The organism is Streptomyces sp. NBC_00086 (assembly GCF_026343255.1).
Classification (GTDB): domain Bacteria; phylum Actinomycetota; class Actinomycetes; order Streptomycetales; family Streptomycetaceae; genus Streptomyces.
Genome location: NZ_JAPELZ010000001.1, coordinates 8,088,718 through 8,100,694 on the forward strand (window position 1 = coordinate 8,088,718; position 11,977 = coordinate 8,100,694).

Genomic DNA, 11,977 nt, shown 5'->3' on the forward strand with positions numbered 1-11,977 from the left:
CGGTCAGGCCGCCGAGCGCCGTACGTGCAGGTGGCCGTCGAGCGGATAGGCGGGCGGCGCGGCCGGAAGGATCCCGTCGAACCCGTAGCCGGCCTTCTCCGCGACCCGGCAGGACGCCGCGTTGTCCACCTGGTGGAGGAGTTCCAGCCGCTCCAGACCCTGGGACCGGAAGGCGTCGAGGGACCAGGCCGTGACGACCTCCAGGGCGCGGGGAGCCACCCCCCGCCCTCGGGCCGAGGCCGAAGTCCAGTACCCGACCTCGGCGGAGGCCTTGCCGGGGGAGAGCTCCTTCACCGCCACGCTGCCCACCAACCGCTCCTGCGGCACTCCGGGCGCGGCCTCCAGCACGGCGAAGCCGAGCCGCGCACCCGCCGCCCACCCCCGCTCCTGGTCCCGCACCCACCGCAGCCCGTCCTCCTCGCTCTCCAGCCAAGGACCCCAACGCCGCAGCACGGGGTCCCGGTGGATCTCGACGAGCGCGGCAACGTCCGCCGCCCGCCAGGGACGCAGGGAGAGGGCGGGAGCGGTGGCCGTCGGGGCGGCCGTCAGTGTGAGGTGAGGTGGCACGGTCGGATCCTAAGGGGCGCCGGGCAAGGGCCGGTTGGCGGCCGGGGTGGGGACCTTCGCCCCTGGCAGGGGATCAAGCCGGCCGTAGCGTGGAAGAAAGGGAAATCTGGTCGGTTCAGGGAGAGGCGAGAGCGATGACCGAGGTGCAGTGGGAGATCGGCTCGTACCGGATGACGGTGTCGCTGCCGGAGTCGGACGCTCCGTGGGCGACAGAGGGCACGAAGGGGCTGAGGAACATCCGCCCCGTGTTCCAGGGGCGGGGACCCGAACCCCGTCCGCTCCCCGAAGTCGAGACCGGGATGAACCCCGCACTGCTGGGCGCGCTCGGCAAGGGATTCTGACGGCGTCCTGGCAGGATCGCGGCATGGAACGTGTGCTGGGAATCGGTGGATACTTCATGCGGGCCGCAGACCCGGCGGCCCTGGGCGCGTGGTACCGGGACTGCCTGGGGCTGGACTCGGACGAACACGGTCTGTGGCGCCAGGGAGCCGGACCGACGGTGTTCGCACCGTTCGAGTCCGGGACCGACTACTTCGGTTCCCCCGCACAGCAGACCATGCTCAACTTCCGGGTCCGCGACCTGGACGCGATGCTCGCGCAGCTGCGCGCGAAAGGGGCGGATGTGGCGCCCGAGATCCAGGACATGGACGGTGTCGGCCGGTTCGGCTGGGTCACCGACCCCGAGGGCAACCGGATCGAGCTCTGGCAGCCCGCCTGACCACGTCTTCTCGCGGAAGACCTTGCTCGGGCGGGCTGCGGGTGCCTCGCGGCGGGCGCGCCCGCCTCTCAGGAGGCGGCTGTCGTGGCCGGCTCGCGGGTGGCCGTTTCCGGCGCCGCGTCCGGTGCGGGCGCCGGGGCCGGTGCCGGCGCCGGCTGCGTGGCGTATACGGCCTCCGCCGGGAGGTGGCGTTCCAGCCGGGTCAGGGCGAGCGCGGCGCCGAGCGCGGCGACCGTCAGGAAGGCCCAGGGCAGCCGGCCGTCGAGGGCGAGCAGCCCCGTGAAGAGGGACGGGGCCAGCGCGGTGGCCAGGGAGTACGACAGCTGGTAGGTGGCCAGGTAGCGGCCGCGTACGGCCTCCGGTGCGGCCGAGACCGACAGGGCGCCGCCCGAAGGGCTGTGGACCAGCTCGCCGACCGTGTAGACCACCACGATGACCAGCAGGGCGACCAGCGTCGCGGTCTGCCCGGGGCGGACCGTGCCGAGCACGATCTGCCCCACGAAGGCGGCGGCGAAGAGCAGCGCCCCGAGGGCCGCGGAGCGGGTGCGGCGGGCTCCGGAACGGCGGACCCGGCTCGCGATCAGGACGCCGACGCCCGCGCAGAGGGCGGTGTTGACGGTGAAGGCCGCTCCGGTGAGGGAGTCCGGTCCGTGCAGCCAGGTGGTGATGTAGAGCGGGAAGAGGACGGACAGGGCCGCGTACCCGAGCGCGGTCAGGAAGTTGGCGGCGGTCAGGCCCAGGAAGGGCCGGTCGGCGAGCACCATGCGGTAGCCCGCGGGCGGACGCTTGGCCGAGCCGAGGGGGCCGCTTGCGCCGGGCTCGCCGTTCGCGCGGTCCCGTACCGGCTGGTCCCGTACCGGCTTCACGCCGCTGACGAGCAGTCCGGCGAGCGCGAAGGCGGCCGCGTTGCCCCACGCGGTGTAGGTGAACCCGTCGGTGCCCCACAGGGCCAGTACCCCGGAGACGACCAGGGCGCCGGCGCCCATGCCCGCGTTCTGCAGGGCCCGGATGGAGGCCTGGAGCCGGTCGCGGGCGCCGCCTTGGGCCACTTCACCGATGAGGGACTGCTGCACGATGGGGAAGGACCGGTCGGCGAGGGCCGTGACCAGCGCGACGGCGGCGAAGGCGGGCAGTGACCCGGCGAACGGGTAGAGGGCGAAGCCGAGTGCCCGGATCGCGTAGAGCAGCAGGTTGACCTTCCTGGCCCCGAAGCGGTCGACGGCCGAGCCGGCGAGCGGCATGAAGGCGAGTCCTGCCAGGCCCGTCGCCGTCAGCACGATGCCGACGAGGGCGAAGGAGAGCCCCGTGACGTGGTGGAAGAAGACGAGCGAGAAGGGGATGTACATCCCGATCCCGATCGCGCTGATTCCCACTCCGAGCAGCAGTGAGCGTTCGCCCGCCACCCGTTCCTCGCGCATGCCCTTGACCACGTCGAACTCTCCCCCGAATAGATTGACGAAAAGTAGCTTAGCGGTAAGTGGCTTAGCGTCAAGAGGTATTCGCGGGTCGCGCAGGGAGGTCTACCGACCTTCCTGTGCGGGGTCCTGCCCGCCGAGGTTCCACGCCTCGATGTCGCGGTAGTGGATCGGTCCCGGGCCGCGGCCGATGTTGCTGCCGACCAGGTGCAAACGCTCCGTCCGCCAGCGGCGGCCCGTGAACCCGCCGAGTCCGGCGGCGGCCTCCACGGCCGAGGAGGCGTCGTTCCGGCGGGCGCGGGCCAGCGTCAGATGGGGGCGCAGCGGCCGGTCTTCGAAGGGGATGCCGCAGTCCTTGACCACGGCGCGCACCTCGGCGGCGAGCCGGTGCAGCCCGTCGAGGTCCCCGTCGATCCCGCTCCACAGCACCCGCTCGGCGAAGTGGCCGCCCCCGCGCAGGGTCAGGCGTACGGGACTGCGCGCCGCCGCGAGCTCCGCGAGCGGCGGCCGCAGGAGGGGGACGACCTCGACCGGAAGTTCACCGAGGAACGCCAGGGTGATGTGCCAGTCCTCGATGCGGTTCCACCGCATGTGCGGGTACGCGGCGTAGGCCGGCCCCAGCTCGCGCGCGAGTTCCTCCTTCGCGTCGTCGGGCGGGGCGAGGGCGATGAACACGCGAACGGTCGCGGGCCGGGCCTGCTCGGTCACGGCGTCCAGGGCGTCCACGGCATCCACATCGTTCACAGGAGACTTTGTACAGTGCTTCGGGCGGTCCGGGCGGTCCGGGCGGTCCGGGCGTTCATCGCGGTCAGGTGTAGTCCGCCGTGATGTGCACGTCGCCGAAGCGGGGGAAGATCCGCTCCACGGTGAACTCGTGCTCGTCGGCGGCGAAACCGGACATGGCGTCGGCGACGAACTCCAGCTCGTAGCCGTGGTCGCTCGCGGCCCGCGCCGTGGACTCGACCCCCATCGTGGTGACCAGTCCGCCGAGCACCAGCGTGTCCACGCCCAGGGCGCGCAACCGGTCGTCCAGGCCGGTGCCGTGGAAGGCCCCCACGGTCTGCTTGACGATCAGAACGTCGCCCGGCTGCACCAGCCCGTCGGCGAAGCCGCTGCCCGGCGGCTGCTCCGCGACCCCCGGCCGGTCCACTCGGACGAGCACCACCGGGCGCCCGTCCGCCCTGAAGGCCTCGGCCAGCCGGAGGCAGCGGGACAGCACCTCTTCACCGGAGTGAGGGGCGACCGGCAGGTCGATGATGCGGGGCATCAGGTCGATGAGGATCAGCGCGGAGGTCACGGGAACGATCATAGGACAGGGAGGTCTCGGCGCCGGGGGCCCGGCGCCAGGCCCTACGGCGTGCTCGTGAAGGAGCGGCGGTAGGCCCGGGGCGGAACTCCCCTGCGCCGCACGAACTGTTCCCGCAGGACCGCCGCACTGCCGTAGCCCACCCGGCGGGCGATCTCCTCGACGGGCAGGTCCGTGCTCTCCAGCAGCTCCTCGGCGCTGCTGAGCCGCAGGTTCCGCAGCCAGGCGTGCGGGGTGGTGCCGGTCGCGGCGGTGAAGCGGCGGGCGAAGGAACGCTTGCTCATCACGGCGCGGCGGGCCAGTTCCGTGACGGGAAGCGGCTCGTGGAGGTGGTCGCGGGCCCAGGCGAGCACCTCGGAGAGCCGCTCGTCCCGGCAGTCCTCGGGGACCGGCGCCGCGAGGTACTGGGCCTGCCCGCCGTCGCGGTGCGAGGGCAGCACGATGTCCCGGGCGACGGCGTTGGCCATCGCGGCCCCGTGCTCCCGCCTCAGCAGGTGCAGGCACAGGTCGAAGCCGGCGGCGGCGCCCGCGCCCGTGACGATCCGGCCTTCGTCGATGTACAGGGCGTCCGGTTCCACGGCCACGTGCGGATGCCGGTCGGCCAGCAGTTCGGCGAACCGCCAGTGCGTGGTGGCCCGCAGCCCGTCGAGCAGTCCGGCCTCGGCGAGCGCGAACGTGCCCACGCAGTGGGCCGCGAGCAGGGCGCCGCCCCCGTGCGCGGCCACCAGCGCGTCCAGTACCGCCGGGCCGGGCGGCGTACGGAAACCGGCCCCCGGCAGGGCGATCACCAGATCGGCGGCCGCCAGCCGGTCGAGGCCGTGCTCGATCGCGAGCGGCACGCCGAAGTCGGTGGGAACCGGCCCGGGCCGCTCGGCGCACAGGACGAAGTCGAAGCCGGGCACCCCCTGCCCGTGCGGGCCGAAGACCTCGGTGACGATCCCGACGGCGAGCATGCCGACACCGGGCGGGACGTACGCGGCGACGGTCTTGAAAGGGGGCACGGGGGCAGTCTGCCACCGTGCTGATCATCGTGGCACGAATCCTGCGATCACTGGCAGGTGTGCCACTCGTGCGTCCCCCGCCGCCGCGGAAGGATTGCAGCCATGACGAACACGACGAAGAACTCCACGGCGAAGAACTCCACGGCGAAGAACGACACGGTCACCGCGCAGGACCTCCCCGCCGACGCACCGCTCGGCCGCAGCGCCGTCTACAAGGTCCTCACCACCGGCTACGTCGGCTCCACCGGCCCCGGAGTCGCCGCCACCGTCTCCTACGTGTCCGACGCCGGCCGGCACTTCATCTTCGACCCGGGCATGGTGGCGAGCCACGCGGACATCCTCGGTCCGCTCGCGGAACTGGGCCTGGGCCCCGAGGACATCACCGACGTGGTGCTCAGCCACCACCACCCGGACAACACCATGAACGTGGGCCTGTTCGGCCGGGCCCGGGTGCACGACCACAAGGTGGAGTACCAGGGCGACCAGTGGACGAACCGGGACGCCGAGGGCTACGAACTCACCCCCTCCCTGCGCCTGATCCGTACGCCGGGGCACAGCCACGAGGACATCACGCTGCTGGCCGGAACGGAATCGGGCGTGGTGGCCTTCGCCGGCGACCTGTGGTGGCACGAGCAGGGCCCCGCCGACGACCCGGTCGCCCCGGACCGCGAGGTACTGGGCGCCTCCCGGCTGCGGGTGCTCGCCGCGGCGGACCTGATAGTGCCCGGCCACGGAGGCCCGTTCGCCGCCGGCGCCGCCGTGCCGCTCTAAGCAATCCCTCCCGGATCGCGCCGGTGGATGCGGTTTTGCGTCAACTCTCCGCTCATTTGGTCGAGTTACCGTCACCCTGACCTATCTTCCATGGGGCATACCGGTTCGCCCCAGGAGGTCAGATTGCAGTCCAGGCGCTTCCTCGCCTTACCCCGTGCGCTCCGCAGATCCCGGCTGCTCATAGCCTTCGGTCTCGGCGCGCTGCTGATCGGCTTCACGCCGTGGCTCGGGGTCGCGAGCCCCACGCCCACCCCCGGGCCGGTCGGCGAGCAGGCGGCGCAGCAGTCGCCGCACCACGGCGTCGCCCCGGCGAACGCCATGGAGCCGACGGCCCCCGTCCTCGACCGGACGGGATGGACGGCCGCGGCGAGCGACGAGGAGACGGCAGGGGAGAACGGCCGCGCCGCGGGGGTCCTCGACGGTGACACCGGCACCCTCTGGCACAGCAAGTGGTCGGGGACCGCGGCCCCCTTGCCGCACAGCATCACCATCGACATGCACCGTACGGCGGTCGTCTCGGCGCTCGTCTACACCCCCCGCACCAACGGGGCCAACGGACGCGTCGGCGAGTACACCCTCAGCGTCAGCGCGGACGGAGCGAACTGGCCGGCCCCGGTCGCCAGTGGCACGCTCGCGGACGACGGCAGCGCCAAAACGCTCGGGTTCGCCCCGCAGGGGGCCCGGTTCGTACGGCTGACGGCGCTCACCGAGGCGGGCGGCCGCGGCCCCTGGACCTCCGCCGCCGAGATCAACCTGCTGGGCGACCCGGGCACCCCGGAGTCCACCGTGGACCTGCCCCGGACGGGATGGACGGCCGCGGCGAGCGACGAGGAGACGGTCCGCGAGAACGGCCGCGCCGCGGGCGTCCTCGACGGCGACACCGGCACCCTCTGGCACAGCAGGTGGTCAGGCACCCCGGCGCCCCTGCCGCACAGCATCACCATCGACATGCACCGCACGGCCGCGGTCTCCGCCCTCGTCTACCACCCCCGCACGAACGGACCCAACGGCCGGGCCGGCGCCTACACCGTCACCACCAGCACCGACGGAACCGCCTTCGGCACACCGGTGGCCGCGGGCACCTGGCGCGACGACGACACCGTCAAGACCGCCACCTTCACCCGCACCGCGAACGCCCGCTTCGTACGGCTCACCGTGACCACCGAAGCCGGCGCCCGCGGCCCGTGGACCTCCGCCGCGGAGATCCGCCTGAGCGGGCCGGCCAGCCCCGCCGTCCACGGATCCTGGGGCCGGATCACCGGCTTCCCCCTGGTCCCCGTGGCCACCGCCGTCCTGCCCGGCGACAAGCTCCTGGCCTGGTCCGCGTACGCGGTGGACCGCTTCGGCGGCAGCAACGGCTACACCCAGACCGCGATCCTCGACCTGAAGACGGGCAAGGTCACCCAGCGCCGCATCGACAACACCGGGCACGACATGTTCTGCCCCGGCATAGCCATGCTGGCCGACGGCCGCGTGCTGGTCACCGGGGGCAGCAACGCGGAGAAGGCCAGCATCTACGACCCCGCCACCGACGACTGGTCCGCCGCGGGCAACATGAACATCCCCCGCGGCTACCAGTCCATGACGCTGCTCTCCACCGGCGAGGCCTTCGTCCTGGGCGGATCCTGGAGCGGACCCGCGGGGGACAAGGCCGGTGAGGCCTGGTCGCCGGCGACCGGCACCTGGCGCGGACTCCCGGGCGTCCCCGCCCTCCAGGCGTCCACGGCCGACCCCGCCGGACCCTACCGCGCCGACAACCACATGTGGCTGCACGCCACTTCGGGCGGCAAGGTCCTCCAACTCGGCCCGAGCAAGCAGATGAACTGGATCTCGACCACCGGTACGGGCAGCATCACCCCCGCAGGCACCCGGGCCGACAGCGCCGACGCCATGACGGGCAACGCCGTCGCCTACGACATCGGCAAACTGCTCACCCTGGGCGGCTCGCCCGCCTACCAGAACACTCCCGCCACGCGCCGCGCCTACACCGTGAACATCACCGGCAGCCAGGTCGAAACCGCCCGTACCGGAGACATGGAGTACGCCAGGGCCTTCGCCAACAGCGTGGTCCTGCCCGACGGCAAGGTGCTCGTCTTCGGCGGACAGAGCCATCCGGTGCCGTTCAGCGACGCCACCTCGGTCCTGACCCCCGAACTGTGGGACCCCTCGACGGGCGCCTTCACCCCGCTCGCCACCATGGCCGTCCCCCGCAACTACCACAGCGTGGCGAACCTGCTGCCGGACGGGCGGGTCTTCTCCGGCGGCGGCGGCCTGTGCGGCGACTGCGCCACCAACCACGCCGACGGGGCGGTCTTCACACCGCCGTACCTCCTCAACCCGGACGGATCGCCGAAACCGCGCCCCGAGATCACGGGAGGGGTCCCCACCAGGACGTCACCCGGTACCTCACTGACGGTCTCCACCTCCACCCCGGCGGCATCCTTCGTCCTGATGCGAGCCGCAGCCGCGACCCACTCCACCGACAACGACCAACGCCGGGTCCCCCTCGCCTCCACGGCCACGGGAACAGGCACCTACACCGTGTCCGTACCCGCCGACCCGGGAGTGGTCCTGCCGGGGACCTACATGCTCTTCGCCCTCGACGCCCAGGGAGTACCGAGCACGGCCCGGTTCCTCACCATCTCCTGACCCGCGTACGGTGCTCCGCCGGCCGGATCGCAGCGATCGCAGCGAGCGGCGTTCCGCCGGTGCGCACCGGCCCGGCACCGCTCCGGCCCGGCACCCGCGAGGTGCGGGGCCGGGCCGGAGCGGCGTGCGGGCGGGTCAGGGAGCGAGGAGGTAGGCGTTCGTGATCGTCTCCTGCACCGTGTTGCCGGCCTTGTCCCTGAGGTACACCTGGAACGACGCGGCCTTGGCCGAGGCCGGGTGCTGCACGGTCACCGACCGCGCGCCCTGCGCGTCCGTCGCCACCGCGAGGAAGCTCCAGGTCGTACCCCCGTCGTAGGAGACCCGGACCGTCAGTACGGCGACCTGCCCCTGCGCGGCGGCCGCGCCCGCCAGCACCAGCGGAACCTTCAGCGCACCGCCCGCCGGCGCGGTACCGCGCAGGCTCAGCTTCGGCGCGAGCCGCACCGTGGACAGCGGCAGCTTCACCGACTGGTCCGTGGCCGGGCGGGCCGAGGTGAACGTCCAGCTCGCCCGTACCTTCGTGCTGGTGGCGGTGTCCTCGGCGGACCGGGTCGCCTCCTTGGTCAGGCGGTACACGGCGGATCCGGCCGGGACCTCGGCGCTGATCCAGCCGTGGGGATCGGTCTCCGCGAGGACCTTGCCGCCGGACTCCAGCCGGGTGAAGCCCCCGGTGGAGATGGACGAGCCCTCGTGACCGGCGCCGTCGTGGAACAACCCGACGTTGGCGTCCAGGTAGTCCCCGGTCCGCCACGCTCCCTGCTCCTCCCCGGCCTTCAGGTCGGGGCCGATCACGCCGGTGTTGAAGTTCAGCGCGTAGCGCTTGCCGGGCTGGTAGGACACCTGGTTCTGCGAGTAGATCATGCGTGCCTCGCCCCGGGAGTCGACCTGCGAAGCGACCCAGCTCCAGCGCACCCCGGCGGTGCTGACGTACTGCGTGCTCGCCAGCGGCAGGCTCATCTCGGACGGGTCCGTGATGCCGGAGGTGTAGCCGTCGTCACCGGTCGGCGTCGCGTGGATCAGACCCTTCACGCCGGTGACCGAAGCGCCGAAGCCGAGCTTCACCTCGGCGACGTCCGCCGGGGTGAGCTTGCGGTCGAGCCCGTCGAACCAGGTGCCCTTGCGGTTGAAGGCCAGCCGGTAGTCGACGTTCTTGCCCGCCGCCCCCGGCGTCTTCCACAGGCCGTTGTATTGCGCCCGCAGGGTGGTCGCGGCCGGGCCCAGGTGCTGGGTGAGGATCCGGGTGGTGCCGTCGGTGGCCCACATGTCGGACACGCCCGCGGCCTCGTCGTAGAACCCCGCGTACCCGCTCACCAGCTTCGCCGACGGATCCGGCGGGGTGACGGCGAACGGCTTGGCCTTGCGGGAGTCGAAGGTGACCGTGGCCCTTCCGGTGACCTTCAGGACCGGCTGGACGAAGAAGCCCAGGGTGGAGTCCGGGCCCCAGACGACGCCCTCCAGCAGGTAGTCGCCCTTGGGCAGCCGCTGGACGACGGTGCCGCTCGGGTCGTACGGGACCTCGAAGCGGCCCTCCATGCCCGTGCCGAGCTTGGTGACCGTGGTGTAGTACGTCGACGGGTTCGCGCCGTTGACGTCCAGGTGCTTCAGGGTGACGTCGTAGGACTCCACCTCACGCTCGACCACGAGGCCGGTGCGCACTTCCTGCCCGCCCCCCGAGGCCAGCACGGTGCCGCCGAAGGCCCCGTCCACGGAGCCCTTGCGGGTGTCGGCGGTGACGGTGGTCGTCGCGGTGCCCCCGGCGGGGACGGTCAGCTGGGCGTCCTTGACGGTGAACATCCCGGCCGGGGCCGGGCGGCCGGACTGGTCGGTGCCGGACGTGCTCAGCTTGAGCGTGACGGGCCGGGTGCCGTGGTTGCGGTAGATGAGGGACCTGGTCGCCGGCTTGTCGTCGGCGTGCGGCCAGGAGTGCGTGCCGAAGGCGAGGGAGCCGGGCGCGGCGGCGACGACCGCCTTGACGGCCCGTGCCAGGTCGGTGCGGCCCGCGCCCTGCTGGTAGGCGTTGAGCGCCGGGTTGGGCCGGGCCGAGCCCGTCAGCAGGGCCTTGATCATGGCCGGGCTCCAGTCCGGGTGCTGCTGACGGACCAGAGCCGCGGCGCCCGCGACGTGCGGGGTGGCCATGGAGGTGCCCGACATGCTGACGTAGCCGTCGGCGGGCCCGGGATCCGGGCTCTGCGTGGTGTGGGCGGCGGTGATCTCCACGCCCGGGGCGGTGATGTCCGGCTTGAGCGCTCCGTCGGCGCTCGGGCCCCGGCTGGAGAACTCCGCGAGCTGGTCCTGCTTGTCCACCGCGCCGACCGTGAGCGCCGCGCGGGCGCTGCCGGGCGTGCGCAGCGTGCCGGACCCGGGACCCTCGTTGCCCGCGGCGACCACGAACAGGGCCTTGCCGGAAAGCTGGGCGACCGCCTCCTCCATGGGGTCGACGCCGGGCTCGTCGGGGGAGCCCAGACTCATGTTCACCACGGTCGCACCCTGGTCCACGGCCCACTGCATGCCGCTGATGATGCCGGAGGAGTCGCCGAAGCCGTCGTCGCCCAAGACCTTGGCGTCCAGGAGCTGCACGCCGGGCGCCACACCCTTGTACCGGCCGCCGGACCGCGCGCCCGTCCCGGCGATCGTGGAGGCCACGTGCGTGCCGTGCCCGTACCGGTCCGCGGAATCGGGCGAGCTGCTGAAGTTCCGCTGAGTCGTCTCCACCCCCTTGAGGTCGGGGTGGGTCTCGTCGACCCCCGTGTCCAGGACGGCCACCTTGACGCCCTTGCCGGTGTAGCCCGCCTGCCACATGGCGGGCGCGCCTATCTGCGGCACGCTCTTGTCCAGGGCCGCGCTCACCTTGGCGTCCAGCCACAGGTGGGCGACGGGCGGCACCGGGGCGGCGCCCGCCACGCGGGCGTTCGTCCGGCCGGTGACCGCCGCCCACAGGGCCGCGGCGTCGGACTTCGACGCGTTGAACGCCTCGCCCGCCACCGCGGGCAGCGGGCGGCGCTCGCGCGCGACCGCGGCGAGCGTGTCTCCCGAGGCACCGAAGGTCTGGGCCCCGGAGGCGTCCCGCCGGTAGCCGGCGATCAGCGGCAGCGTGCTGCGGCGCGCGTCGTCGTACCCGTCCTTGACCAGCAGCGCCACGTCGAACAGCCGCCGGTCCAGTACCCCGTCGGCGACCAGGCGCAGCGCGTCCTGCGGAACGACGTACGTGTGCGCGCCCTCGCGCCGCACCGAGAAGGCCGTCCCCTCACGGCCCGCGCCCCGAACGAGCCGCTCGACGCTGCCGTCGCCCTTGACGACGACCCGGTCGCCGGTGATCAGGGTCACCGTCGCCGACGGCTTCGCGTCCGCCTTCGGCCTGCCCTTTGCCGAAACCCCCGTACCGTCCGGCGCCGGCTGAGCGCCGGCCGGTACGGTCCCCGCGATCAGTGCCCCGGTCACCGCCGCGGCGAATGCCGCCGTCCTGGCTCCCCTTGCGAATCCCACCCGTGTTCCCCCGTGTTCGTGTGCATGCCGATCGTGTCGGCTACCACGCGACCAGGGCCCGTCCGGT

General features: G+C 72.8%; 10 protein-coding genes. 4 read left to right on the forward strand and 6 right to left on the reverse strand.

Annotation, left to right across the window (positions count from 1 at the left end):
• Window positions 1-3 precede the first annotated feature (3 nt).
• A complete protein-coding gene (locus OG276_RS36550) occupies window positions 4-567 on the reverse strand; it encodes a GNAT family N-acetyltransferase (RefSeq protein WP_266912228.1) in 564 nt (187 codons plus the stop codon).
• Window positions 568-701: 134 nt separating this feature from the next.
• Here OG276_RS36550 and OG276_RS36555 point away from each other — a divergent pair, with 134 nt between their 5' ends.
• Both OG276_RS36555 and OG276_RS36560 read left to right on the forward strand, forming a co-directional pair.
• Window positions 702-908 carry a hypothetical protein gene (locus tag OG276_RS36555; RefSeq protein WP_266912230.1) on the forward strand — a complete coding sequence of 69 codons (207 nt, stop codon included), beginning with the start codon at window positions 702-704 and terminating at the stop codon, window positions 906-908.
• A gap of 23 nt (window positions 909-931) precedes the next feature.
• Window positions 932-1,285, forward strand: coding sequence for a VOC family protein (locus OG276_RS36560; RefSeq protein WP_266912232.1), 354 nt, complete (start codon window positions 932-934; stop codon window positions 1,283-1,285).
• Window positions 1,286-1,353: 68 nt separating this feature from the next.
• On the opposite strand, the gene OG276_RS36565 is transcribed toward OG276_RS36560, so the two are convergent.
• From OG276_RS36565 to OG276_RS36580, 4 genes are all read right to left on the reverse strand, one after another.
• Window positions 1,354-2,715 (reverse strand): MFS transporter, encoded by a 1,362-nt coding sequence (locus OG276_RS36565; RefSeq protein WP_266912234.1) that lies wholly within the window; start codon window positions 2,713-2,715, stop codon window positions 1,354-1,356.
• Between the two features lie 90 nt (window positions 2,716-2,805).
• Window positions 2,806-3,408 carry an RNA 2',3'-cyclic phosphodiesterase gene (thpR, locus tag OG276_RS36570; RefSeq protein ID WP_266913432.1) on the reverse strand — a complete coding sequence of 201 codons (603 nt, stop codon included), beginning with the start codon at window positions 3,406-3,408 and terminating at the stop codon, window positions 2,806-2,808.
• Window positions 3,409-3,508: 100 nt separating this feature from the next.
• Window positions 3,509-4,009, reverse strand: a complete 501-nt coding sequence (locus OG276_RS36575; protein WP_266912236.1) for an isochorismatase family protein — start codon at window positions 4,007-4,009, stop codon at window positions 3,509-3,511.
• A 41-nt stretch (window positions 4,010-4,050) separates the two neighbouring features.
• Window positions 4,051-4,959 (reverse strand): GlxA family transcriptional regulator, encoded by a 909-nt coding sequence (locus OG276_RS36580; protein WP_266913434.1) that lies wholly within the window; start codon window positions 4,957-4,959, stop codon window positions 4,051-4,053.
• 150 nt (window positions 4,960-5,109) lie between these two features.
• Here OG276_RS36580 and OG276_RS36585 point away from each other — a divergent pair, with 150 nt between their 5' ends.
• Together OG276_RS36585 and OG276_RS36590 are read left to right on the forward strand one after the other, a co-directional pair.
• Window positions 5,110-5,778 (forward strand): MBL fold metallo-hydrolase, encoded by a 669-nt coding sequence (locus tag OG276_RS36585; protein WP_266912238.1) that lies wholly within the window; start codon window positions 5,110-5,112, stop codon window positions 5,776-5,778.
• A 123-nt stretch (window positions 5,779-5,901) separates the two neighbouring features.
• Window positions 5,902-8,427, forward strand: coding sequence for a discoidin domain-containing protein (locus OG276_RS36590; protein WP_266912240.1), 2,526 nt, complete (start codon window positions 5,902-5,904; stop codon window positions 8,425-8,427).
• Between the two features lie 135 nt (window positions 8,428-8,562).
• Here the strand turns inward: OG276_RS36590 and OG276_RS36595 are convergent, their stop codons facing one another.
• The gene (locus OG276_RS36595; RefSeq protein ID WP_266912242.1) at window positions 8,563-11,910 is read right to left on the reverse strand and encodes a S8 family peptidase; all 3,348 of its coding nucleotides are present in this window, start codon (window positions 11,908-11,910) and stop codon (window positions 8,563-8,565) included.
• Window positions 11,911-11,977: the final 67 nt, after the last annotated feature.